This is a genomic window from Pseudoalteromonas sp. McH1-7 (assembly GCF_013366255.1).
Classification (GTDB): Bacteria; Pseudomonadota; Gammaproteobacteria; order Enterobacterales; family Alteromonadaceae; genus Pseudoalteromonas; species Pseudoalteromonas peptidolytica.
Genome location: NZ_JABWPQ010000019.1, coordinates 21,326 through 47,145 on the forward strand (window position 1 = coordinate 21,326; position 25,820 = coordinate 47,145).

The following is a 25,820-nucleotide window of genomic DNA, read 5'->3' on the forward strand; positions in this document are numbered from 1 at the left end:
TGGTGTCGACCTTGATGTTAACAGGTATAACAGAGAGCGGCTCAACAAGGGCTTTTCTCTGCTGTTTTTTATTATAATCCGATATTAAAAGCGAGGCAGTTTCTGACTATCGCTTGGCCTTTTTTACCGACAGATGGTTGATAATGGCGGATAAATGTTTGCGCTACTTTTTTCAAAAAGTGATTTTGCAAATCATTCTCTGGTAGCCACTTTGCTATGGGTACTATGTTTCCCTGTGCATTATCTTTATAAAGTAAAATAATGGCAGATGAAGCGAGACCATGCTGATCGCACACGAACTCACTCAGATGTTGTTCATGGTTTGTCACAAGCGCTACTTTGTAACGTGTGTTAACAATGTTAGGAGCGCCATTAAACGCGGTTAATATATTGAATAATAGCGCCTCATAGTCTTTTAAAAAGCGCTCCTGAATAAGACCTTTTAAGGCTCGTGTATAAGTCACATTCGTGTGCTGTAAACTAGAGTCAAGCTGTGACTGGCTGTCACGTTTAATGGTCGAGATAGGAAACACGTTGTGGTGGTTGTTAACCTTTAGGGTAGCGTGCTGACCAGCGAGACTTGTAAGCATACTTGATGTATTAAGATAATCTGATTTATACATAGAGATTGTACTCCTTTCTCAGAGTTGTTTTATTTCACCAACTAGAGCGCTACATCTCGGTTTGGCGCACCAGTTGGTAGCAAGTGGAAGCCTATATGAAAAAAAGTTAAAGAATCCATGATTTTTGAACTTTTTTAATTGAAACATAGTGTTGGGCTTTCCATTTACTTATGTTACGTGTATTCTTCGACGCGTACATGGTAAACCTGTTTTCTTTGGTCTTGTGTTTTTTAGAACGAAGAGTGTGAGCAGTTGCTGACCTCTTTGAGACATATAGTATGTCCTCTAGTTCAGATAAATAAGGCTACAGAGATAGATTCAGTTATGTTAATCTACCTATGTTAATTAGAGTTAGCTTAAATGTTATCCTATTTATTGAGCTGAAGGTGTGCTGAGTGTAAGCATTGGAACGCTAGTAGTGGTTTTTATATACTGGAGAGCCTTTTGAAGTACCAATTCACAGGGGATGATTTATGGAGACTCCGAAAGTGGATGCGTTTGACGCAGGCTCAAATGGCTGATCTAGTCGGTATCTCTAAAAATCATTACTGGACCCTAGAAAATTCAATTACTGAGACTGTCGATCATAAGTACGTAGGTATTTGGTTAAAGCAGGCTGGGCTAATTAAGCACAGTTGGTGGCAACCCTTTTTGGAATTAAAAGAGTCAATTGGTGAGCGGCCGATCCGTGCGCGTAAAAAAGACAACACGCTGTGACCGCCTTATTCATAAATAATGTTGTACAAAAACCAAATTAACCCCGCTTTTACCTGTGCTATTGTGGTTCGATATATTAGGCATATGTGTTTTATTTAATTTATTTGACTTGTAACCTTAAGAATATTTTGATGGCTAAGAATATACGTAAACAGCTTAAAATAATTGTTTGTTATGATACTCTTAAAAACGTGTCTGGTGGTAGTGGTGGTGATCAACTTCCAAAGGAAGTTAGGCCTAAGTAGCTGAATACTGGAACTTATCAGCGCTGTAATAATAAAAGGCAGAAAGTAAGTGAGCCGTAATCACTTATATATACTCGTAGTGGTAGTTGTCTCTGCACTTTTTGCAATAGTTGATAGTGCTACGGTATCAAGAAATGTGTTAATTGGTGTCTTATTAATCGTGACAGTGACCAATTGGCGGAATATAAATATTGCACATATATCTTGTATCTTATTAATCATTACACTCATTGAATATCTAGTGTTCTTTATTTTCTTTAAGTATTGGGTCTATTCGTCATTTTTTGGTAATGCGGTAATTTATATGATCCATTCTATGCTCGACTCTATAGTAATATGGGCGTTGTATAATCGTGACAAAATATCTCGCTATGTGTTGAAAAAGCAGGGATATGCACAAGAATTGAGTTATAAAATCTTTACTGACTCATGTTTAGTTGTTGTATTCGCAGGATTTCTAGTTATAGATGTTGCTGCTTTTTCAGAAAATTTACTACGAAATTTGCACGAGTTTGGGGTAAGCAGGCAAATCGCCGAACCATTTTGGAATGTGTATTTTATTTACGATCTTTATCTGCCCATTAAAAATATACTAAACAGTATCACCATTAGCATCATCGTCTTGTCGGTTTATGCCCTGTATGTTAAACCCCGTCAGCTGCGCGCACAGCAACGTTAAACCACTTATTTTGGTTGCAGTAAGTAACATGCTGCAACCAACTTCTCCCTTTACACTTGTATCATTTCAATGGCTTCATCGGCTGTGAGCAACTTCCATGGCGTTAAAGTGCACGACACTTCGGCATACAACGGGTAACCATTTTGTGTCACCTGTTTGCTGAAAGTGGCGGAGACATCTTCCATTAATAAGTTTTTGGCTTCAAACCAACGGCCTATTTTTAAGCTTATCAGCCCCGAGGCTGAGTCCAGCCCAGTAAATTTGTAGTTGTTAGGTGCACTTAAGAATAAGTCAACGCCCGCAATGGACGCAGCAGGCCCTGATGGGTAAACCGTTTTTAAAAGCGCAGCTACCTTTTGTCTTACATCCATACCATCTTTATATGCGACAATGAGAAAGTTGATTGGAATGGAGGGCGATTCACTTGATAGCCAGTGCTTTCGTGTCGATGCAATAGATGTCATCGACATTTGTGAGGGTGCCATGCCAAATAGGCTTAACGCGCTGTGCGCAGTTCTGGAGATTTCATCGGCAGACTCTAAATGTCCCGGTTGTTTGCCCTCCCATTGTGCGGCGCCCGCAACCGTCACTGCTTCGGTGAGGAAGCCTGTGATTGAGTCGTTTGGGGTCACAATATACAGTTTAGCATCTGGTACTTGTCCAGACTCGAGTGCTTCTAAATCTAGTGTATAGTCGCTCATATAACCTCTAATCGAATAAGATACTGTTCATTATCGCAATCCCATAGTCATCGATGCCAAAACTACTTTGAGCTGGTGTTGAACGACTTGCTGGGCGATTTAATTGCACCGACTTGCGTGATGCAGACACCGGTTTTACAGTACTACTTGCTGGCAATTTCTTCGCAGTGGCCTGTGTGTTGACCACGTGCGAGAGTGTATCTTTGCGCAGAACTTGGTCGTTAAGTGGCTCTGGTATCGATGTTTTGGTATCTATTTGCAGTGATGATGCAAGGTTGGCAACTTCTGTTTGTTCCCTTTTCTCTTTACTTTGCTCGTGTTTGGCTGCTGTGTGAACGCGTGAGCTATGCGTCGGTATGTGTTGCTGTACCATCATCTGACCGGATGCTGGGGTGGTGGCTGCCTGTGTGTGTGGTTGTGTCATCATCGTCAACGGTATTGCGGCGGCTTTGATTAAACGAGTTGACTGTGATTTTGAACTTTTCGTTGTACCCTGAGGGTCGTTGGAAAAAAGCCCTGAAAATAGGTGACTGCCAAGGTTCACCACCTTAGAGCCAACATCGTACAAAGTGCGCGCGGTATTTCCTTCATCCAGTTGACCAAATGAGATCCCGGACAAAATAGAGCCAGCTGCTGATGCGACTTTCTGACCTGTGCTGGCTTTTTCATTTGCTTGCAGTGCAAAGTTTTCATCTGCACGTTGCCATCCAGCTGCGCCATCTAGTAAAGCTAAACCCGCCGTGAGTGCTTGACCTGCTATTGGAACAAGTTTAGCTCCTCCAAGTACTGCTCGCCCCAACCCTTTCATTGATGGGAGTCGGCTTGAAATAGACTTACTGGTATGCGATAGAGCCTTACTCACCGTTGATTTACCTTGGGTTGTTTTCCTGCGTCGGCTTTGCGCTTTTACTTCAGATCCAAGACGAGGCTTAGCCTCTCTTCTATGCGCTTTTTTATGGCTAGTATCCGGTGCACCGCTGAGTGCGGCCATTCCACCTGTCGCTAATGATGCTATGCCTGAAACTGCAGCGCTTGCGCCTCTTGATAATGTAGATATAAAGGAGCGACCAGTGCCGAGACGCTTCACTACCGTAGGTCTCGCTTTATTGCTGCGGCCATTCCGTTTACGATTAGTGCGCTTCTCTCGTTTGCTGGTATGCTTGTCTAGTAAATTGCCTAATAAATTATCCGCTGAGCCATCCTTTGGAAGTATGGTTTTGAACAAGCGTAATGTTTGATTCAGTTCTGACAGCGACTCCTTTTGTTCAGCGAATAACGAAGCGCCCAGATTAAGAAGTCGGCCCGTGATATTGCCTTGTTGACCTTGAATTCGAGTAGAGCGTGGATCCATTTGACTGGCTGCGTTTTTAGCAGTGTCGTGGGCTAATGATGCACCAAACAGGCTGGCGACCTGAGTGATAACTTCATACTTGTTCAGCAAGCCTGTTGTCGTCGTTAATCGAGGTCGTGTGTTGCTGCGCGTTGGTGCTTTGCTGTTACCTGACAATAACCGCAAACTCATCCTCCCATGTAGGGGAGACAGTTTTGTTGTTGGGCGTTTATCTGGATTGGCTACGTGGGTGACATGTAATGGCAAATACTCAGTTGCTAGTTTGGCTAAAGACTGTGTAGGAGCGGCTGCCCAAGTAGTGCGATTAGCTTTCACCTGATGCGCGCGCTTTTGATGTGCTTGCTTACCTTGAGCTGACGTACGTGCTTGGTTTGCTCTTTGTTGGTTCGTATGGGCAATATTCTGGTGAGCAGCTGAAGTTCGCTTGTCACCTTGAATAACTAGCGTGCTGCCTTTATCAATGGTAATTTGGGCATTGTTCAGGTGCAGTGTTTTGGGTGCTGCAACACTTTTTGTAGAGACAGACGCATTAGGGTTAACGTCGCTCGCAGTGATCCCTCCCAGCAGCGCGGTGGTTTTAACGCGACCTTGTGGTGGTGCAATCGTTTTTTGACCGTGGGTAGATTTGGCCGTGTTGCCAGGTGGTTGCCTGGTCGCAAAAAGCTCTGTCACTGACCCCATCACACGCTTAGCCAAGCTTTTGTTTTGTGGCTTGGCAATACGTTTATCCAGTTTGGCAGTCTTAGGGTTACCGCCACTAAACAATGCTTTGAGATCGAGTATATTTGGTAGGTCATCAAGACCGAGTGTACCAAGTGCGACACGTAACCATTCATGCTTGTCAATGTTCAAAATCGACTGCTGCTCTGCGCGCCTATTTGAAGCCTCGCGATTAACCTGGGGTTTATGTCGCGGCTTTGTCGCTTGTCTAGTTGCTGTTACTCGTTGCGTTTGCAGCCGTGCAAAGGCCTCATTTACTGTACCTAGAATATTGAGCTTAGCTAGAGCAGGGGGAGCTATTTGCTCTTGTGGGCGTGGTGAGGTTGATTGTTTAATAAGTGTCTGTAATATCGCCTGCTGTGGCTTTGGTGCATCAACTAGCATTTCTTTATAGCTATTGGTCATACGCCCTTGCGTGATGGGCGTAGTGCTTTTTTGTTGCTGATTAAATGCACTAATCAAGGGCGCACAATCGGACAGCAACTGACGAAGAGAGTGAGTCTCTAAACGCTGTCCCTTGAGTAGCGTGTCTATATTTACAGAGGTAAGCGCGCTCGACTTTGTTCCGTTTATTTTGGCAATCGCCTGCAACTGCGTGCTGAGGCTACGTAATGCCGCATTGAGTAGCGCGTGTGTTTCCTCTGCGTGCTGTTGAGTGGGCACGGCGGCTTTTGCTGCACTCACGGGGAGCTGTGAGCGACTTTGTATCTCAGAATTTGGTTGTCGAGTGTTTTTGTTTTGGCTGTGGTGTTTGGGCACTGACGGATCAAAGGTGGATTGTGCGGTGCCTACGCCAATGAGCGCAGCTTTTGTTGAAATCACGGTGCTGCTAGTATTGCCCCGCATCATTGCGGTGTCAGTTGGTGCAAGCATAACAGCCGCTTGTGAAGCGCGTTTTGCAACGGTTGCTGTACTGCTATTTGGTGCGACTTGATTAACGTCAGATGACTGTTTTCCTGCACCTTTTTGACTGGTGAAAAGCGCATCAAAATTAACCAGTTCTGGTAAGTCATCAAGCCCAACTGTGCCCAGTGCAACCTTAAATAACTCTTTTTTGTCGATGTTGAACAAGCTTGGCTTGTCTTTTGTGGTGTCTGAGTTATCTTCTTTGTTGTGCAGATCTGAGCTTCGTCTGGCGCTTTTTAATGCCCGAGATTGTTGAGATTGCTTTTGTTGCTTCTCACTCTGCGCTTTTATATGGCTAGCAAGTTCTGTGAGCGTGCTATCCATATGAGTTAATACATTGAGCTGTGCGTGATCAGCAGCGGCATTTTGTGACAATAAATCTAAGGCCGAGTGGCACTGTGCTCGCTGGCTTTGATCTTTGCTTAATTGTAACTGTGCACTATATTGTCTCGCGATATCCTGAACTAAAATTGGATGATCGCTTTGCTGCTTGGCATTAAAAGCCTTGATCATTGGCCCAAGCATTTTCATTGTGGCGCGCAATGCCTCGATTGACAGATCTTGCCCTTGAAGGAGCTTATCTATATTCAGCGCATGGGGAACATTTTGTAGAGACTGTCCTGTGTTATGTTGAGCCGTTTTTAGTTCATCCAGGTTCAGAGCTTGCAATTGGACAGTAAGGCCCCTTACCACGGCATTGATCAAACCGGTCGCTATATTTTTGGGGAGTGTAGTTAGAGTTGGGTATGATTGCCCATTGGAGATAGGAGTATTAGCCTGTCTCGTATTGGGGGAGGGGCTTTTGAAGCGAGCAAAAGCTAACTGCAAGCGTTTTGCCAGCACCGCGAACTCTTGAGGCTGCGCTTGGCGCGGCTCAAAAATGCGAATACCGCTTGGCTGCGTGCTGTTAATAGTTGTGACGTTACCCAAATTAGGGAGGCTTAGCGCATTTGACTGACGTAATTTGTCAATGTGGCGCACAGCGATGTTAGCCATACAAGTCTCCAAAATGTAATGACTCGGTCTACTGGCCCGAGTCTAAGTATTTACGTAATCGTTGTTGTAGCAGCATTGCCATACCAAAATCGAACTTGGCCAGTTCGGTGGGAGACAATATCTGCTTAATTGCCAAACCGAACTCGACTTCCAGTAGTTGGTTCAGATTTGCGAAAGGGATTGATAAGGGCCGCCTCATCGTCTAGAGAAGCTGAAAAAACAATGCCACATTCAGTATTGGCACAAGTTACCGCCATAGGTTTTAAATCGTGATATAAAAACTTGTCGATGTCCTCTAGTGTGGCCGCGTCATCGCCAATGGCATTGTTAAATAAATTATATGCCAACTTGTAATCAAGAGATGACTGCATTGCAGCGATAGCGACTGGGTCTTCATCGGCATTGCGTCGAGTCAACTCTAAATACTGGCCGACCGTGAGGGGTTTAAATTTAACGTCTGTCATGCCACATAAATCAGCGATAACGGGTAATTTAGGTGCCGCTAGGTCTTCAAATTGCAAATTTTCCCAGCCAAATTGATGTTGCACACTATGTTGACACTGTGGACATTCAACATTCAAATTAAACTCTACGGCATTCATTGTGCTCAAACGACGTAACAAGGCAATGTATAAAAAATCAAAAAATGTGATGTCTTCGCGATCCATTCCTTCTACGCTAATACCATTCAGGATTTTTTCTGTGCTTTTTGCACTAGACATTGTGCCTTGTGCCTGGGAAAACATCTTTACTTCGCCAAATGTATATGGCTTGTAGTGTATTTCTGTTCCAACAGGGTAAGCTAAACCACGAGAGGGCAATTGTGCCACTTTTACCATGGTATCAGGTAGGTTGCTTTCTTTGTCTAGTGCTTGTTGTAATTCATTCATCGTATCATTACCTCAGTCTCAGTTTGCCACCATCTATTGGCGACACCTTTTAATCTTCTATTACGATAATCGCGCGTTTGTACTAATTTGTGTCACTACGTGAGCTATTTTTAGGCGGTATATTCGTATCAATAACTCCGCTATCTTGTTGTGCTGTCGCCAAGCTAGCTACATCCATATAGGCAAAGCAAAAATATTGCTACTTAGTTGCTCTAAATAGCAATTTTTGATGCAGTCAGTGTCAGATTTACGCCTTCAAATTGAATATGTAGTAAGGTAAATTGGTATTAAATACTGGTTCTATACTCTACAGCTGGATAGATCCCTTGAATAAGAAAGCCTAACTTAGCAAGTGTTATCGCTTCTTTTTGGGCGATTTCTTTACTCATCATCCAGATAACTTCGCTTCGAGCACCGTTATTGCGACTCTTAAATACCAAGCCGTGATATGCGTATTCATTGATCGTTTTAAAACGACCGTGTGGGGTGTCGATCATAAAGCGATATTTACTCATGAGGATCTCCATAACAGGTTGTACACCATCGGTGGGTGCGTCTAATTTAATCAACGTGTGATCAGAGTGTGTGTTTGGCTCTGAACCGTCACTTTTTTGTTTGGCTTAAAATACCCAGTACCTTGAAACTTATAGTATTTTCATGGCTGCCGCTTTCACTTGTGCCTGAAAAATTTAAGTCGCCATCAGGTATTACCATGTAAACTGTCTCTTTGGTTGGCTTTCTTTGTGCGTCTAACATTCTTACTTGTAGGTAACGAACACATTCATGGGCGGTGCGCACAAATTTACCCTCACCAAAAATATCTTTGTTTACCCAGTCGCTTATCCAGTGCTTTATCGAATGCTCGCTATCATCAATAAAGCTGATATCTACAGTGGTCTCACTGGTACTTTGTGGCACACTGTAAGATGAAAGATAAGCTTCAAAGGTAAAGCTTTGTGTTGTTGCTAAATTTTCGTTGACTGTTGTAGCTGGGAACCAATTCGTGAACTGCCCCGGCCCAGAGTTACTGCGGTCTATGAGCCTGCAGTCCCATAAGTAGTCTTTAGCCCAATCAACATTACGTACTGATTCCATCGAAAAATCAGCCATAGACCAGTCTCCGTATTTACACAACGATTACGTTGTGTATTGTACAATATATTAAAGCAAGTTTTATATTGTACAAAGTTAAAAAAAGGGGGCGCACTCGCCACCCTTTTTGTTGCCACACGAATATTACTTTATGGTTGCTTACTGTACAGAAGCACCAGCGCCCATTTTGAAGTAGTCGTATGATAAAGTTAGGCTCGGGCGCATGATATCTGACGTATCACCACCTAGTTCACCGCCCCAGTCCACGCTTTCTAAATAACAACCAAATAGCTTGTAGGTCCAGATTGGCTCGTCCTGATTATTTAGACGAGTTAGCAGCATATCACATTGATATTCCGCACGTTTCTTTTGTTTACCTATGCCTGTTTCCCACAGCGCTTCACGCCAGTTGTGAAGCATATTGTGGATAGTGTTATCGACAGTTTCAGCAAACGTGAGATTGATTGTGTGATCATCATCCACAATACCTGCTTGCTTGATATGGTGACCTCGGATTTGAATATCAATGCTCTGCACGGCGCTTGTTGGCAGTGAGCTTGATAAACATCGTACGTTTAAGTCGTTACGGTCGAATGCAACTGCCGGAGGGGGCGTGAACCAAACATCCCACTTATACAGAACAGCAAAGTCGTCTAAGTTACGGATCTGTTCAATTTGTAAACCAGCCATATTGGCCTCCTTTATTGGTGCAGGGTATGTACCCTACAAAAGTATCAAATGAACTGGCGCTTATGCAGCCAGTAACTGTTCTGCTAGGCTAAAATCTAAACCGGTTGGTAGTACTGCTGTGGTGAATGGAATATATTCAATACTGCGGGTCGGTTTAACAAATAGCCATAAGTTCATGCGGCCAGCATCAATGTCTTCTGGTGTGTTGTTTGAGTCGTCACAAACGACTTTAAAGTCATATACGCCTCGACGTGCCTTGATGCCATTCATGTATGACGTAACCATGGCACTTGCGATAGCACGTGATGACTCGTCGTTTAATTCAAACAAGAAGTTTTCTAGTGCATCGCGTACGGCCGGTTCTATGGTGATTAACATCATACGAACGTTGATTCTATCGAGTGCACTTGGCATTGAGCTCAGGGTTTTTTGACCCCAGATCAAGATGCCTTTACCTGCTGCAAAGCGCAGCGGATTAATACCAGCGGCGTATAGGCGATCCATTTCGCCTTTATCGTAGCGACGGCGTACATCGAGTACTTTGATCACACCACGGTTAAGGCCAGCTGCTGGGTACCAAGCTTCTTGGTTCATTGCAGTGCGTGATACCGCAAGTGCCGCATAAGCTTCAGGTGAAACAAAGACAGCACGATTGTTGAACTTGTCGAATATCTTAACGTGTGAGCTGTAAATTGCGCCAAATGAGCTGTTTGCATTTAATACAAGGTTACGATAATCAACCACTTCATTCAGGTAGTTGCTGCTTGCTTCAGCGCTGTAAGGCGTTGACAGAAAAGCGAAACAGTCCATACGTTTTTCACATAATGCAAGTAATGCTTTTTGATAACTTGGTACCGCATAGCCGCCGTCCATAAACAGCTTGATTGGGTAAGTATCAGAGTTTTCAAACTCTTTTAGCGCTTGCATCATGTGGCCCGCCATGACTGCGCCACCTAAATCACCACCTGCAAAACCAATCGCGTTAAGCACGTGATCAGCCGGCTCTCCTACATAACTTGGGTTTGCGAAACCACGAATGTAGTTAGATTGCTCAAGTACGTTATCCAAAAAGATATTCTTGTTGAATCCATCTACCGCATCTTCACGTAACGCACAGGTAAATGATTCAACTGGGTTGGCGCTATCATCTAGATAGACTTCTAGTACGAATGTATTTGGCGTGGTGGCCACTGGTGAGAATAATGACATCACAATGTCACCTTGACCAGCATCGGTAAACGTTACGTACTCTTCGTCAGCTAATGCTTGTGCAGAGGTTGCCAATCGGATCTTGCCGCTCTCTTCACTTTTGACATAGTAACCGCGATCGCCAGAGATGCCGGTTGGTAGTCTGTCATCTTCCGCTTGCTTTATCACGGCTAAACGCACCACTGAGCCCGTAGACCAAGCCTGCGTAACTGCTAGGCTGCTATCAAGTACTTCAGCATCAGCTTCATCAGTAACTGTATTAAACGCAACTTTTTCTGCTGTACGATAGTTGTGTACTTTTACTGACAGGCGGTTACCCCATGTGCCTTGATCTGCTGCTGTCAGGATGAATGCTTGTGGTGAAGCAGCTTTGATATCTAAGAAATCTTCGAAGCCATCTGCAATTGGCTTAGACTCTGTTTCAGAACCCATTTCGCCAATCGCGGTTGCTGCGAACTTTGCACCATCACCAAGTACACGACGAATGTACAATTTGTCTGCGCCGCCAAGATAAGTCAGTGCAGAGTAGTGTGCGTTGTCAGCACCAATTTTAACCTTACCATCAACCGTGTAACGGTTTAAAAAAGTGTTTTCACTGGTACATAGTTGCGGTTCTAGAGAACCTCTTTCAGCTTGTGGTAATAAGATTGCGGCGTACATGCCGGCTTCTGAACCTACACGCTGAGATAAATTTAATTCTTTAAGAATGACTTGTGCAGATGACATTATGCGTCTCCTTTACTAATTCAATGAAGCTTGCGTATTCAAACGCTTAGCTTACTCGAACGCCTTTTGGCAATGCGCCTAAAGCTTTAGGGTTGATGTTATTGATACGTCCGCGTGGTGGTAGTGTCGTTGCATCACCGTCGTATGAAATAACGACAGGGTGGTTTAGCGTCGAAACTAACGTTGCAAGCTCCGTTGCTGCACTGTCGGTTTTAGATTTACGTGAAGCCATGTTTGCTCCTAATGTGACATTAAAATTAGTCCCAAGTTACCGGTGTAATCTTGGTTTAGGTGTCTCAATGCCTGAATAACAGGCGCTCATCTCACAGCTCATCGTCTCATAGGGTGTAACTTCAGGATAACGAGGAAGTTACGACTTTATTGTACAACAGTGATGGAAGGTTCGTCATCACTGGATTAAAATAATTCGCTAATTTAATCGTTTGCAGGCTGTGCTTTAGACTCGCAAAGAAGATGGAGGTTTACCCCCTCAGAAGCGAAAATATTGGTGATTAACGCCAAAGTTTCATTCTTTGATACAATGAACGGCCCCCTCACTATAACTTCTGCACCAATGGATTTGGTTGCACTGTCACCAACGTCGACAGTAAAGTCTTGTAGGGCTTTCCAAGTAAGTTTGTATTCAATTTGTCCGATATCGGGAATATCAACACTAACTGCACTGATTTCACGCAAGCCCCCTGCCACGCTGTAGAGCATTTCAAAGCGTTCTAATTCTTCCATGGAAGAGGTGATATACATAAACTTAAAAGTCATGTCACCGAATAGCACGGGGTATTTGTCCACAGCGGTTTGGCACTGATGCGGATTGAGTGGATTTTCAGAGCGATATTTTTTTGCCAGTAATGTGTGACCACTTCGCCCAGCATATATGTCATTATTGCTGATGGTGGAGCGGTTAAATAGCAGCAATGGCAGCGCGGTTGGGTCTATCACTTGTTTTTTTTGATTCGCTGTGCGAAAGGCGCGCAAACCATCTTGATAGTCAAGTGATGGCGTGAATATCGCGTTGACATTAGGAAGGTAGTTACCTATTTCTTTGAGTAGATAATAGGTTACCAACGAAGGGGTTGCGACGACACGTGTTTGCGGATCAGTCATGAAGTTCCTCCGCCTCAATAGGCAATAACGCGAGCTTGTTCATCAAGCATTGTGTCACTCCCAGTGTGAGGGATTGTTTGACTTTGTAGGAAAATATTTTCCCATCACTACGCTCAAAAGTGAGCTTGTCTCCTGGTTTGATATCTGCTTGCGCGTACACCTCGACTTTTTTCGCGCTACCTAAAGCATGTGTGCCCTCAAGTACCCAGCCTCGAGAGGGAGGAATTATTTTTGCGCGAAATTCCTTAATTTCAAAGGGCGAATTGGGTCTTGTTGACATGGGCCCTGTATGGCCACCATAAACACTGGCGATGGCAGACTGGGGGTTAAGCGTCTGAGGTTGCGATGACGCAACTGATACTTGGCGAGATACCTTGACCTCCACACCAAACATATTGATCAAGGTGGGGAACATGGAGGCACTCCACCGACTGATGGCAGATTCAATATTAGGATATAGCATTTACAAGTCTCTTTGCAGTTATCAAACCATATTATTGTACAATAACTGTTATTTTAGGTGAATGGATTACCAACATATAGATGAAATGTGTAACCGTGCCCAGTGTAACCTCTATTTGGTACTATCGGGCGAACAGAAAAGGAGTCCTTGCCCTCGTAGCCACGACCAGGTCGGTAAACAAGTTTATCATACATAGGAAACCAAGGTGCGACTTCGAGGACACCAAATTCCGGAAAGCGCAGTATTTCAAAACTGCAACGATACCTTTGAGAAAAGTCTTTCTCTAATTCTTTTTGGTCAATAAAATGCAGATCATAATATTCACGCTGATAGTCATAGCTCCAATAATCGATGGTGCGGTGTAAGACATCGCTACTGGTAAAGCGGGGATCTTTGGTGTGGTCAAAAAAACTAAACCAGGTTTCTTGATTTCTTGCGATATGTGTTTGTTTTGGGCCATGTAAACGCACATAGGCCGGTCTTTTATTGGGCTCTACATTGGCATATGCTGTGATCATACTTTTCCCTTTTGTGTAATGTTGGCGCATGGGCTGTGCTCAGTGACAGTAGCCATACGCCGATCTTGGTTGGGTGTGCCTGTTACAGGCTACCCCATACAATATAATTGTATTGTGTATCCGACGGTGAATAGGCGCGCCACATCCAAGAGCCGTCTTTAGGGTGGCGATAAAGGATAGGCTCTACGACCATGTTCCTGACAGCATCAAGCATTGCTGCACGGGGAGAATACGCACCTTGCGCAGTTCCGGCTTGCACTTTTGCAATGAGCTCTTCTCGGTAATCTGTGCGTAAATCCCGTAACCATTGCATCAGATCAATAGCGACAATACCAGCTTTGTAACGGCGGTAATCATCACTGCGGTAATTCAGTGGTAAATTGAGCTCTACTCGATCATGGAATGGTTTTGTCTGTAAAGCAGAATGATCGATGCTATCGAGTATAGATGTCATATCCACCGCGAAGTTAGCACCGAGTTGCCTTTGTGTTGAGTGTGTTTGATGATAAAAATCAATTACCTCTGGCAAGTTTTGAGTCATGAAACGATATTGTCGTTGGTGGTTGGCTACCTGCCCTTTGTTCATCCGATAGTGCATATATGCACGGGGATCAGAGGCAAGGTATTGTTCAAATGCAGCGCCTATAGCCATGACGAGGTTAGGGTATTCCACATATTGTGCGATGATTGGGCTTGCAGCGTCGAGCGGAGACTGTAACTGGTTATAGGCAGACTCCAATTGCGCTGTGTTGACACCCAACTGGGTGAGGGTGTTCATCAGCTTAGCTGCACCGAGCATTTGTTGGTCGTATATGCGCTCAACGTCCACTTCATTGAGTTCGCTTTGTCTAAGTAGAGCTAACCTCTCAGCTAATCCTTGACGTGACTGCGCCATTAGTGTGTGGATGGTAGAAGCGGAAAGACCTGCCTGTGCAAGTGCATGTTGTGCGACGTTGTCAATGTGATTAGCCTGGATCAAGGCATTTAACAAGGTACTTTCACTTAGTAGGTCTTGACGATAATGTTGTCGCACACTAGGTGGGAGCATCATGGCCTGAGCTAAGCGGTTTAACAAGTGGCCTCGCGTCTTAAGTGACTGCTTAAAACTTTTATCTGTGAGCCAGCTCCCTTCTAAGATCTCGATAATTTCTTTGTGCAGCTTGGTACTGATTGTGGGCGCTGTTTGTTTCATTTGCCAGTGATCGATAGCAACTGCTGTGAGTTCAGCCGTGTACTGCATTAAGCTCTGTATGTAGCTATCTGGCGACAATCGAGTGTAATCTAACTTGTCTGCATGCGCGTATAGAGAGTCCCGTAATATGGTATTAATTTTGAGTGCATAATGGCTGACGGTACTTGCTTTTAGCCTGTCCATTTCCTGGATCTTGATTGGTATTGGCGCGCAAAACGTACGCTTACCTAAATCAACTGTGCCGTATAGGTCAAAACCCTTTGCATGACGCATGGCTACAAATACGCTGTCAGGCATGCTTTGCTTTAATAATTTATAAGGTGATTGTACTACCTTACCTAACGGCACATCACTTGGGGTAACGAGCTGATAAGTGAGCTCGGTTGAGCGCATCATGCTGTGCGCTTTCGCCAAGCTAATAGACTGCTTAGTAGTATGAACGTCGGTGACGCGTAATGTTAGCAAGCGCGTAACGTTGTAGCTCAAAGTGGTGACTTTTAGATTCACTAATGCGGGGATGTTTGCTGAGGTCTTTAGCGCCTCGAGCTTTTCCCATTGTATTGTCCTTGTGAGCGGGTTGGTCAGTGTTTCTTTAATGACGACATGCTTAACCGCCGGTTGGTCGCCACTATGCTTGATAGAGCGCGTTGTTCCCGTGCCGATTGTTTGCCATGCACGTGTCGTTGTATCGTGAGCAAATATGATGTCGCTACAACGTGAAGCCCGATATGCCGTGGTGAAACTGTGCGTGCTCAATGGCGTGGCTAGTTTGTAGAGAAGGCGAGTGGTGCTATTAGATAAGTGCGTATTGATCCATTTATCTACCGTCAGTTTACCTATCCCCTGACTAGTTTGGCGCCAAGCAATGTTATCGCTGTTATAGGCTTGAGCATGAGTGCTAGCGCGCAGCCAACTTGGGGCACCAATAAGCAGTCTCGTATTAGTTACCGCTTGGCTAAATAGGCGTTCTGTGTGTTCATGCCCTAATCGATTTTGTACATAACGCATGTTTAGTCGGCTGTAACCGAACGAGAATTGCTCTGCACTGCGACGTATTGTTCGGCTGACTGTTTTTTTCGCCTGCGATAGCTGCTTGAAATCATTCACGAATAATTGCAGATCTGCAGAAAATGGTGCGTAATTACGCTCATAATTGAGACGTACACTGCCAGCACTTCGCTTGTCTCGCACGACATGCTGCGTGTGTTCTAATCCAAGGGCGTATAATCCGGCATCTTTTTGAGTGCTTAGCACCGCGGTATCTTGTTTTGGCAGTTCTTGAATATACTGTTGTTGTGACAAGTGCAGGCCAGGGGAAAACGGCCCAAAATCTTGAAGGAAATCGGGTAATCCATGAGGAAATATATAACGCGGTTTAGGCATCCAGTACTGAGGCTTTTGAGAAAGTAGCACACGCTTGCCAGCTTCGCGATAAATAGCCACGCGTTGCAATAGGCGCGTGGTTTTATTAATTAGGGGCTTAAAATTAAGCATATTGAAGCGTTTTGACCACGGCTGATATACTAGATAAGCAGCAACTTCTAGTTGATTGTGTTGGCAATAACCCGATTCCACCTGCCATTTAATCGTTGCCGGCAGGTGCACTTTGGTTCCAGCTTGTTTAAGTAGGTGTGCTTTTTTGAAGACATAATGATTTCTTACCCAAGTGCCTGGTATAAACTTCAGCTGCATATGTTGATTCAACGAATCAACATACATGCGGCCTGACATTTCAATTGCGCCGGACGCGTGCTTCGACAAGGCTTTATTTTGTATCAGCAAAGTGTTTGGTAAATGCTTGCCTAGTATCGATTTTATCGGATGTATTTTAAATGATTCTTGCAAAGAAAAATTGATCAGCTTGAGCGCATCTGCTTGCATCCCTGCGGTGATAGAAAAAACTGCTTTTGGTAAAGTGATCAGCGGTTGAATAACCTCATATATTGCATTGACTAATTTAATTTCTTGCGTCGATGCTATGCTGTTGGTTTGCTTAACAGCAAGCTGTTGCTGCCAGTTCTTAATTACTTCTACTGCGTTGAGCAAATGAGTGGGTCGGTGTGTTTGGCCATTGGCACGGATCAAGTAATGGGCGTAGTTGAGTACGCTTGCTTCAACCATCTTGACAATGAGCTTGGCGCTAGATTGATGTAAAAATTGTGTCTGTTGGCCCGTGTGTGACAACGCGGCGAGCGCTTTGTTATACACGACACTTAGGTATTGCTGTGCTTGATATAAACGTTCATACTTCACCGCATCAGAACACAAAACAGCCATATTTTTGTTAATTTTAGATTGTATGGCAGAAAGTGTTTCTGATTCCAAAGACGCGTATTTTGAATACCGGCCTAGGCCTTGTACAAATTTATTTAAAGTTGTGACTGTGACGATGAGCAGCTCAAGCGCATTATTACTATTGAGACTTTTAAAAGCCACATTGACCTCTTGAGCTAGGGTTTTATCTATGGCTGTGTATATTTTATCACTGAGTCTGTGTACTTCGCTTAACCAGCGAGACGGAGCCGCGTTGAGCATATTTATGGATAAGTTTTGCCACGGCGTCGCGTTAACTTGATTATTTAGCTTAAATTGAAAGCTCGGTGACTGAATATAGTATCCGTCGTTAATTGCTACGTCACGGTAGATAATGCGTGCAGTGAACTGCTGTTCTATCCATTGTTTAAAGACCCCGCGTACTATTTTTGCGCTGGTCTGTATACTGGAAATACCCGTTTTCTTTACGAGTGGTATATGCTGTTGAGCAAAGGTTGGTTGCTGATTGTCAGCAGCCTCTAAGCGTGAACACCAAAATCGTATGCTCTCATTCGCTGTGCTTCTAATGTTTAGAGGCCTTGCATTGTCAGCGGCGCGTACGCCCAATATTTTACCTGTGATCAGCCAAGGTAGCTGAGATCTACCTGTGAAGCCGCTAGATTGATAGGCATGCCCCTGTTGGTTATTTAAAAAGTTCACCGAAAACAGGGTAATATTGTGCTCTCTTTGCGGTGTACTTTGAATGAGCTCTCCAAGTGTGAGACCAAGTTTGGAGAAGCGGTAGTTCATCATATCGCTTATGGCATGCGAATAGGTAGGTGACTCAGCCGTTAGTACGGACACGGGAATATGTTTGATTTGTTTTGCCATCCAATACGATGCTTGTTCATGCACCCGTGATTGCCAGCCCTTCGCTATACTAGACAAGCTTTGCAGTGCACGAAGTGTCGTGCGGTATTGAGCCACGTTATACTGTATTTCAGATAGGATATTTTCGCCACCACTAAACGCACTGTCAGGCGACATGGTAATATTATTAGTCCACAAAGGGCCGCTAGCAATAGACTTGGCAATTACGTTGATAGGTTTACCGGTTGTAGCCTTTTTTAAATAGCGCGGCGCATTGACCTGAATTTTAGAGACGACGGTCGTCGTGTAGCCAATATTGTGTCTATCTGAACTTATTCTGGTGTAGCGATAAAGTTGATAAACAGGTGCGCCAAGAGATTGTCTGAACTGATCTTGCATCTGCGTAAAGGTCAACTTTTGATAATCGGCCGTTTGCTTGAGCAAAATACGCAACGCTATGGTTTGAATGGCATGTTGCGTATTATAAACCGCTGAGCCGATATCATCAGAGTAGGCATTACTGACACCGGTAGTAAAAATGGCTTTGGCGAGCGTTGCTAATGATGATTGTGGTTCAACGGCAAACTCTGCTTTTTGCGGCTGATTTTCATTTAAGAATGACGCAATAAAATATTTGATCACATCGGCGACTTGAGCACTTTGTTGCGAGGCTGTTTGTTTAAGCAGTTGAGCGACAAACTTGTTGAGTTTATCCGCAACAGCGTGGGTATCCGAGGTGTGAGAAGGTGACAGCACACCTTTGATAAATTGGATCCTACTGCCACTTTCTTTTCCTATCCAATTTGACAACACATCGTAAATTGCGCGACCAAGTAAATACTGCTGACCGCTCAAATGATAATTGATGATTGCGGGTGTTGAGGTATCCTGTCCATTCGCTTTATCGTAGTTAATATTACCCACTAAAGTTTGGGGTTGTGCCGTGTTAGCTTGCGAAGTTCCCGCTTCTAACTGTTTAGTGTGTGCGGCTGTGGAGGGCACGTCTGGCGCTTCACTTTTAGACATACTCACTAAGTGTGCATTCATAGCATCAGCAAGTGGACCAGAATGTGCACCGGTCGCTGAGTACTCCATTTTATAGCCAGATGGGTGCAGTGCTAACCAACTAATTGCATACTGAATTGCCTCATATAAACGCTGGATGCGAGTACTCGACTCCATGATAAAGCTGAGAGTTTGTGCAACGTTTACGCGTTGGTTTGGTTGGCTTAGTAATGCGATTAATTGGTCATTACTGGCTGATTTTAATCCACCAATAATACTGAAATTCATCATCTCAGGTTTTGAGGCATGATAGCTTTGTATTGGATAGCTCGTCATAAAATTAGTGCCTAAATTGCTCTGACAGAGCAATCTTAATTTTACTGAGCCACACAAGCGCAGGCTTTGTTGCTTTGTTCTATGTGCGGTTAAATCTGTACCTAAGGATGCACTTAACTGCTTTAGCTCAAGTGCATTGATATTGTCCGCGCTTAATGTTCGCTGCCCCTCTACGGGTTGGGCTTTCCAGCTATCAACAGCATGCTGAATAGCCCAAATACTTCGCCTAAAGCGCCTTGCCTCTGCAGGTTGTCTAAAAGGTAACTTCGCTGCCCAAGAATAAATTTGGCTAGCAACTAGGTAGTGCTTAAGTTGACGTGTGGATCCGGTGAGCACCTCATCCACTGTGAGTGCACTTTGTGATGTTGCGCGCCGAGACTCGGTTTGCCCAACTCCTTTGGTACTTTGCAATGTGAGGGAAGTTAGTGTGTCATAGGCGACGGTGGCATTAACCTTAGTGTTGGCTTGATACAGCTCATTATCATAACCTAGCACGCCACTGTGGTTGTACATACTGATACCGTCAACCTCTTGGGTGCCAAAAAGCGGTAACTTTACGCGTACAGGCTGCATGCCGTTGCTGACTCTTGGGCTGATCCCTTCATGCCATGAGAACGCTCTTGTTTGTGGCGAGCCACTCGCTTGTGAAGGGTAGCCCACTCCTTGCGTTTTATCACTTGCCAACGAAATAGGGTTGCTAAATACAGACCAAGTATAACGCTTGCCAATTTTTTTAGAGGCAAATCGTCGCAGTCCTAAGTAACGCTGAATACCGCCCAGTGCCAGTCGATAGTGCCAATCTTTAGTGTAGGTTGAACTGACGTTAAACGAAGAACGCATATGAGGACTAAATACGCGTTGCTGTGACGTGGCGTTGGTACTAACAAAGCCAGAAGCACTAAGAACGTTTTCGTGTAATTGCCTCGACCCTTCACTCATCATGTCTATTTTAGGGCCATGGTGGGCATTCGTAGAGTAGAGACGACCTCGGTTAACGTCGTTAACGCGACTGAGCCAAGTTTGTAAATGAAACTTGGCTGTTGCCCATTGCTTTTGTGTGGGGCTTATTTTATATCGCGCATACCCGTGCTGAGAGTTCGCTGATGTGCGCCGTAAAATATAATGTGCGTTTTGCCATCGCACCGTTAGTTGTTCCGCCAAAGTATAAGCGTGTGTATAAGTACCCATACTCCTACTCTGGCCATCGTTAGCATATGTTTTGTGTGCGCAGGTATGAGCACTCACACATTGAGAGTTTGATGTTAAATCTATTGAGTCTTGGCTTGATGGCAGTGATGGTACAAATTTTTGAGATCTCGCTCTGTGTAGATCCCAAAAACCAACGCTAAGTAGCGCGTGTTGGGTACTATTAAGTTGAAACCCTTGTATGAGTGGTGTTGTATTGGTATCGGTTGTAGTAGCAAAAACACGAAATTGAACGCCTTTGAGTTGCGCACCAGAGGGCGTAGTTGGTAAATTTGCTGACCAATCACTGTACTGAATATGGGCGTATTCTTCGTTGGAGTAGCTTACTCGAAATTCAAAAGTGACTGATGTGTTGCTTGGAGTTGTACCGCTTAGAAGTACCTCAGCGCCTTCGACTAAGGTTAGTGCAGATAAAGGATAAATTTCTGACACATACTTACCAACATAATAGCCTTCGGTATAGACTGGATTTTTAAGCGTTAATAACCCTCGTGCTGGCAACCACTGCATTCCCGTGAACTCACCTTGGGATAAATCAACATAGCGTTCAGAGGAAGCGAATGGCTCGTATACTTTGATGCTAACACGGTGGTGAAGCCCTGAGTGTTTGCTGAATTTGTGGCTGATAGCCAGTTGCTGATCGGTGATCCATGCAGCGCTTGTTAGCCTGCGTGACCCCGCTTCGTCTATAACAAGTTCTCCGCCATCGGCGAGCACAAGCAGTGGGTCGCCATCGCCACGTAACGAAAAATATTCGCTGGTATAAAACTCATCCTCTTGGCAGTGTCGCTGAGCGCTTAAGTTAAAATAGTCAGCTTTCTCTTGCAAGTTAACGAGCAGCTCAGGTTGATTGTTGGGTAGTGCTCCGGCTTCCTTTTCAATATGTTGTACAATTGAGGTCACTTCTTCATTACCAGGCTCTTGAATATCAAGGAGTGAAACAATATAGTCACCGTGGTGACGTCGATGCCAAGCCGTTTTGGTAGTGATGATTGGATCGGTACATATATTGACTGAGCCATAGGCGGGTAAAGGTGTAATGTCAGCATCAATCAAATCCAATACCAGGGCATCACCAGAATGCACTTCAGTAAATACCAGCAAGGAAGTGTGCCCACCAACATGCTGCACGCTGGTAGGCAAAGGTACATTTTGTACTTCCAGTCCTTCGAAAGAAACAAAGTATAATGTGGTCGCACTGACCGCTGCGACCGACTGTGCTTGAGGTAACCACACTAAATGGCGAATACCGGGTAACCCGGGTACGCTGCGATAGGGAACTAGCTCGAGTAGCCCTTCTTCTCGCGATAAAACCTGTTGAATTTCTATATGGAACATATCTGGACCAACTAGCCAAATAAGACCATCTGCCCAAATGATGTCGGTTATATTGTCGTGTAAGTTTACTGTTTGCAGGTGGATAAGGTTCGGGCTGAAAATATGCAGTTTGCCGTCTGCACTGAGTACTAATACGCGCTCGCTCCCAGCGATAACACCGCTAACCACGCGAGTTGGTGAGGCTACTTCGGCAACATACACCATATCATGGTTGATTGGCGTGACGGCAACGACGTAATTCTCATTAAAGTTTGCCAGATACAATAACCCTTTATTATCGGGTATAACGCTGGGTACTCTTTGTTCCGACTTAACACTGAACCATTCTCTTTTGTCCGCTAGCGCATTGATAAATGCACGGTATTTCGCATTTTTTATGGTATTTATTACACTCACGAGGCACCCTCATACTAGTCTCATTTGGCATCGCCTTAATATAAGGATTGTACCGCGATTGTTGAAATGAAGCAGTAGTGAGATTGAAATATTGTACAATAAATTAATGGGGACGGTGAGTTAGCCGTTTGAAAAGGAAGAAGGGCTGTTTCTCAGGCGATCCAAACCTAAGTTATTATATAAATATACGCAAACTCTGCGAGAAACAGCAAAAAGAAGGGCATTGCACCCTTCAAACAAGTGCTCGATTATTTTTTAATTTCAGACTCGGGAATACCAGACTTAATTAGGTGGAGCATAATAAGGTTGGTATTAAATGGCCCTGTTGGCTGAATAGCAATATACCTTCGATACAGCTTCTCTTGCGTTTCAGGGTCTTTTTCACCATACACGTGCACATTTACAGGTAACCCAGATGAAATGACGTCAGCTGAGGTGTAAGCAACCATATCTAGCTCGTGCTTAAACCTAAAGCGTGGCGTGTTCAGCTTTGAAGGGAACAGGATTGCATAGCGAGAGCCTGCTTTTTCAATGCTTGCAACGCCAATATCGCGCATTTCAATCCGCGCCTGTTGTTGACGTAGATTAATAATGGCGTTCATATCACGGTCGTTACGCCACGCATCGTATTGTTTACCAGGTGCATTAACGTCTTTTTCTCGCACCACAAAGCGTTTTAGTGCGATGGCACCTTGCTTGGTCGCATCTGGAGAGGGCGTAATAGAGCTTTGCGGGCCAGACGATGTTGATCCCAAAGTTTGTGTATATGGAATGCCATTTTCTTGTGCATATTTCTCATAAGCAGCTTGGTGGGCTGCTGAACGAGTATTACTCTCGTTAGAAATACCATACATACAGAAAATTGGATTTCGGCTACCATCCGCATCTGGTTCTCTCAATGGTTGACCATCTGATTGGTCTACAGGGCGCTGTACCACAAACCAACTTTGCGTTGGCGGATCACGGTGCTCGTCACCCTCTAGCCAAATAGCTAAAAATAATCCATGTTCGGTAGATGATGCGCGCCACGAAACTGGATGTGCTTTTAGACGACCTTTGACGACTTTAGTGTCGAAAAATAGACCATCACCAGTGTTAGCACGGTGTTCAACACCTGCTTCTGTATAGGTATAGTCATAGTCTGGACCTAGGTTACCTGAAGTCACACCTCGTGCGTCTTGGATCACTTGGCCATTTGAAAAATCACACTGTAGTTGCGGTGTGACATGCGCCTCAATTGTTTGATAAGAAAACTCTGAGCCACTGACGGTTTTTGTAGCCATTTTTAGTGCGATAAGTTCACTATCAAACATGTTTTGTGAATCACCGCGAGGAACAGCAACAAAACTGTAGCCACCTTGCGCATCAAACTTTTCTTTTGCGTTTGGAAATTGATATTTAATTTCCCAACCAACGGTATTGAGCCACTCTGCGATTTCAAACAAAACGAAACGCAGGTCGCTGTAACCATACTTAACATTACTTTGTACAAGGGTATTTAAAGCCATCCTCGTCCTCTCCTAAATTAGTTTTGTTGTTTGCTGTTAAGGTTGCCTAAGCGACCGCCATACCAACGCATTAAAACACGCATACCAGTATTAAACTTACCTGTTGCAGGCAAGCCCTTGTACAGACGCGATGTTTCTTCCCATACACCGTTTCCTTGAATACATGACTCTCTATCTACGTGTGCTTCGTTTGGTATAGAGCATACTCCTTCATCGTACATGCTAAATTCTGATAGGGCGCCGTTAGAAATAACATCAGCTGAGGTATAACCAATAAGGTCGGCTTCTTCTAAATACAGGTAGCGCTGTGTTGTTAGACCTGAAGGTACCGTGATCACGTATTCATAATCTTCCGATACAGCAACTTGCTCGTAGGTATTGATGATGGCATTTGAATCCGGGCTATCATCGCCTGCTGTTTGTTCTTCAGAAGGGCGATGCACGTCAGACTCTCGTACAATAAAGTAATTACTGGTGCTAACACGCTCATGATAAACACCATAAATGCAGAACAATGGGCAAAAGCTCTTTGATTGGTCAACTAACGGTGTGCCGGTGTCTTTATCTACCAAGCGTTGTGTTGCAAACCAGCTAAAACGGTGACCATCATTTGTTTCATATTGGTCTACTGCTTGGTCCCACGTTGCCAGCACAATACCATGATCGCTCACTGTGAGTGCATAAGACATCGGAACGTTACGAGCGCCTTCTTTAGGGTCCATGGCCTCACCTTCTACATCGAAGGACTGATTGGTAACTGGCACTAAGTCATATTTTAGGTTATCGTAAAACTCAAGCCCCTTGTTTTTAGCAACGTCAGGTGAACCTAGTACAACGCTCGGATCCTGCGGTGCATATTCTGTCAACTGTGGTGTCTTATTGAGTGCAGCAGAGGTATCTACGTCCCACTTCGCCCTGTAATTTGGCTTTGTTGAAGTACCGATGTTGATACTAATGATTTTATGGTAGGTAAACTCAGAGTAAAGGCTGAGTGGGAATTCAATTTCCAACTCTTGCTGAAGGCCAAACTCATCTCGTTTGGAATTTTCAATCGCTAAATTGAGTAAACTGGGAGGAACCTCACCTTCCACTTTAATGGTTGTGATAGAATCGCCATCAAAGTCTGTCAATGTTTTGCCTACAGGTGCGCGGAAATGTATTGTAAATTCTCGGCGCTCATAGACAGGATCTTCAAAACCCGCAGCACGATCACCTGACGACTTAATATGAGGGTTCGTTCCCCCAGTACCGAATGTTGGATACGATGCGCCTAAATCCACTTCTTCTGGGTTCATTAACTCGAACCACTCGACGTTTAAGTTATAAAGAATGTGGTTATTTTCATCAAAGGCACCACGAGGGAGCATGTTACGGCTGCCAGGAACCTTGAAAACACTGTCGGCTGCATGTGATTTATTGATACAGTTCCACTCTAAGTTACCATATGGATCAATATCTTGAGTTTCTTTTATTTTGGTATGATAAATCGCACGGTTAATAAAGCCATAACGGTTTGACTGTGGTACAGCGCCATTACCATCATGTACGCGATTACCAATAAAGCCTAAGGTACCTCGGGTTTGGATATTAGAAATATTGCTCTCATCATACGATGTATTTGGCGGAATATAAGGAATGGCTGGAGCTTTATCTTTGTCCATATCAATTTGCAGTGGTGTCGTCACATTGATATGACCCATGCCGTGGCCAATTTCTGAACGTGTGTCAAAGCGCACTACCCAAGGTTGAGGATTTGACTCATCTTCTGCACAGGCATCGACATGTTTGCTTGCTTGCACAATGATCACATCATTGATTGGATTATCTGGGTTTTGATAGTCAAGCTCTGAAGTATCCTTTGGATACACAATATCGAATGCTTTTACTTGGTTGCTATTTTCCCGTGTTAGGTCTTGTACAATAGATAAGAACATTTCCCGGGGTGTGGCGAACCCTCCGCGTGTTACGGAATAAGGTGAAAATTCTGACATGACTCATTTTCCTCGCTGTCTCTAGTCTCAGCACCATTACAGTTAGCTCTGTAACTGTTGTACAGTGTGCTTGTATT

The 25,820-nt window shown here is 44.3% G+C and carries 17 protein-coding genes; 2 read left to right on the top strand and 15 right to left on the bottom strand.

Annotated features, from left to right (window positions below):
- Nucleotides 1–71: 71 nt before the first annotated feature.
- Nucleotides 72–623 (bottom strand): hypothetical protein, encoded by a 552-nt coding sequence (locus HUZ36_RS14005; RefSeq protein WP_125251882.1) that lies wholly within the window; start codon nt 621–623, stop codon nt 72–74.
- A gap of 444 nt (nt 624–1,067) precedes the next feature.
- Here HUZ36_RS14005 and HUZ36_RS14010 point away from each other — a divergent pair, with 444 nt between their 5' ends.
- Both HUZ36_RS14010 and HUZ36_RS14015 read left to right on the top strand, forming a co-directional pair.
- A complete protein-coding gene (locus tag HUZ36_RS14010) occupies nt 1,068–1,340 on the top strand; it encodes a helix-turn-helix domain-containing protein (protein WP_147390428.1) in 273 nt (90 codons plus the stop codon).
- 294 nt (nt 1,341–1,634) lie between these two features.
- Nucleotides 1,635–2,264 carry a hypothetical protein gene (locus tag HUZ36_RS14015; RefSeq protein WP_176033177.1) on the top strand — a complete coding sequence of 210 codons (630 nt, stop codon included), beginning with the start codon at nt 1,635–1,637 and terminating at the stop codon, nt 2,262–2,264.
- 50 nt (nt 2,265–2,314) lie between these two features.
- Here HUZ36_RS14015 and HUZ36_RS14020 read toward each other — a convergent pair whose 3' ends face one another.
- The 14 genes from HUZ36_RS14020 to HUZ36_RS14085 form a co-directional block, all read right to left on the bottom strand.
- On the bottom strand, nt 2,315–2,965 hold the full coding sequence (locus tag HUZ36_RS14020; RefSeq protein ID WP_125251885.1) for a hypothetical protein: 651 nt from the start codon (nt 2,963–2,965) through the stop codon (nt 2,315–2,317).
- A gap of 7 nt (nt 2,966–2,972) precedes the next feature.
- Complete coding sequence (locus HUZ36_RS14025) at nt 2,973–6,938, bottom strand: hypothetical protein (RefSeq protein ID WP_176033178.1); 3,966 nt, start codon at nt 6,936–6,938, stop codon at nt 2,973–2,975.
- A gap of 125 nt (nt 6,939–7,063) precedes the next feature.
- Nucleotides 7,064–7,828: a T4 family baseplate hub assembly chaperone gene (locus HUZ36_RS14030; protein ID WP_176033179.1), complete on the bottom strand. Its 765-nt coding sequence runs from the start codon at nt 7,826–7,828 to the stop codon at nt 7,064–7,066.
- Between the two features lie 287 nt (nt 7,829–8,115).
- The gene (locus tag HUZ36_RS14035) at nt 8,116–8,343 is read right to left on the bottom strand and encodes a hypothetical protein (RefSeq protein WP_176033180.1); all 228 of its coding nucleotides are present in this window, start codon (nt 8,341–8,343) and stop codon (nt 8,116–8,118) included.
- A gap of 88 nt (nt 8,344–8,431) precedes the next feature.
- Nucleotides 8,432–8,938 carry a hypothetical protein gene (locus HUZ36_RS14040; protein ID WP_125251889.1) on the bottom strand — a complete coding sequence of 169 codons (507 nt, stop codon included), beginning with the start codon at nt 8,936–8,938 and terminating at the stop codon, nt 8,432–8,434.
- A gap of 141 nt (nt 8,939–9,079) precedes the next feature.
- Entirely contained in the window at nt 9,080–9,610 is a 531-nt protein-coding gene (locus HUZ36_RS14045) for a hypothetical protein (protein WP_125251890.1), read from the bottom strand.
- Nucleotides 9,611–9,670: 60 nt separating this feature from the next.
- Complete coding sequence (locus HUZ36_RS14050) at nt 9,671–11,545, bottom strand: phage tail sheath subtilisin-like domain-containing protein (RefSeq protein WP_128730746.1); 1,875 nt, start codon at nt 11,543–11,545, stop codon at nt 9,671–9,673.
- A 46-nt stretch (nt 11,546–11,591) separates the two neighbouring features.
- Nucleotides 11,592–11,777: a hypothetical protein gene (locus tag HUZ36_RS14055; protein ID WP_125251892.1), complete on the bottom strand. Its 186-nt coding sequence runs from the start codon at nt 11,775–11,777 to the stop codon at nt 11,592–11,594.
- 203 nt (nt 11,778–11,980) lie between these two features.
- A complete protein-coding gene (locus HUZ36_RS14060) occupies nt 11,981–12,667 on the bottom strand; it encodes a hypothetical protein (RefSeq protein WP_176033181.1) in 687 nt (228 codons plus the stop codon).
- Nucleotides 12,660–13,130: a hypothetical protein gene (locus HUZ36_RS14065; RefSeq protein ID WP_128730744.1), complete on the bottom strand. Its 471-nt coding sequence runs from the start codon at nt 13,128–13,130 to the stop codon at nt 12,660–12,662. Before HUZ36_RS14065 ends, HUZ36_RS14060 begins: the two co-directional genes overlap by 8 nt.
- A 53-nt stretch (nt 13,131–13,183) precedes the next feature.
- Nucleotides 13,184–13,648: a hypothetical protein gene (locus HUZ36_RS14070; RefSeq protein ID WP_147388872.1), complete on the bottom strand. Its 465-nt coding sequence runs from the start codon at nt 13,646–13,648 to the stop codon at nt 13,184–13,186.
- Between the two features lie 82 nt (nt 13,649–13,730).
- Nucleotides 13,731–22,244 (bottom strand): hypothetical protein, encoded by an 8,514-nt coding sequence (locus HUZ36_RS14075; RefSeq protein WP_176033182.1) that lies wholly within the window; start codon nt 22,242–22,244, stop codon nt 13,731–13,733.
- A gap of 248 nt (nt 22,245–22,492) precedes the next feature.
- Complete coding sequence (locus HUZ36_RS14080; protein WP_125251897.1) at nt 22,493–23,752, bottom strand: hypothetical protein; 1,260 nt, start codon at nt 23,750–23,752, stop codon at nt 22,493–22,495.
- Between the two features lie 17 nt (nt 23,753–23,769).
- Complete coding sequence (locus tag HUZ36_RS14085; RefSeq protein WP_176033183.1) at nt 23,770–25,743, bottom strand: hypothetical protein; 1,974 nt, start codon at nt 25,741–25,743, stop codon at nt 23,770–23,772.
- Between the last annotated feature and the right edge of the window lie 77 nt (nt 25,744–25,820).

Bases quoted from the DNA above. Each gene is read 5' to 3' on its own strand.
- HUZ36_RS14005 (WP_125251882.1), bottom strand. From the start codon at position 623: ATGTATAAATCAGATTATCTTAATACATCAAGTATGCTTACAAGTCTC.
- HUZ36_RS14020 (WP_125251885.1), bottom strand. From the start codon at position 2,965: ATGAGCGACTATACACTAGATTTAGAAGCACTCGAGTCTGGACAAGTA.
- HUZ36_RS14025 (WP_176033178.1), bottom strand. From the start codon at position 6,938: ATGGCTAACATCGCTGTGCGCCACATTGACAAATTACGTCAGTCAAAT.
- HUZ36_RS14030 (WP_176033179.1), bottom strand. From the start codon at position 7,828: ATGAATGAATTACAACAAGCACTAGACAAAGAAAGCAACCTACCTGAT.
- HUZ36_RS14035 (WP_176033180.1), bottom strand. From the start codon at position 8,343: ATGAGTAAATATCGCTTTATGATCGACACCCCACACGGTCGTTTTAAA.
- HUZ36_RS14040 (WP_125251889.1), bottom strand. From the start codon at position 8,938: ATGGCTGATTTTTCGATGGAATCAGTACGTAATGTTGATTGGGCTAAA.
- HUZ36_RS14045 (WP_125251890.1), bottom strand. From the start codon at position 9,610: ATGGCTGGTTTACAAATTGAACAGATCCGTAACTTAGACGACTTTGCT.
- HUZ36_RS14050 (WP_128730746.1), bottom strand. From the start codon at position 11,545: ATGTCATCTGCACAAGTCATTCTTAAAGAATTAAATTTATCTCAGCGT.
- HUZ36_RS14055 (WP_125251892.1), bottom strand. From the start codon at position 11,777: ATGGCTTCACGTAAATCTAAAACCGACAGTGCAGCAACGGAGCTTGCA.
- HUZ36_RS14060 (WP_176033181.1), bottom strand. From the start codon at position 12,667: ATGACTGATCCGCAAACACGTGTCGTCGCAACCCCTTCGTTGGTAACC.
- HUZ36_RS14065 (WP_128730744.1), bottom strand. From the start codon at position 13,130: ATGCTATATCCTAATATTGAATCTGCCATCAGTCGGTGGAGTGCCTCC.
- HUZ36_RS14070 (WP_147388872.1), bottom strand. From the start codon at position 13,648: ATGATCACAGCATATGCCAATGTAGAGCCCAATAAAAGACCGGCCTAT.
- HUZ36_RS14080 (WP_125251897.1), bottom strand. From the start codon at position 23,752: ATGGCTTTAAATACCCTTGTACAAAGTAATGTTAAGTATGGTTACAGC.
- HUZ36_RS14085 (WP_176033183.1), bottom strand. From the start codon at position 25,743: ATGTCAGAATTTTCACCTTATTCCGTAACACGCGGAGGGTTCGCCACA.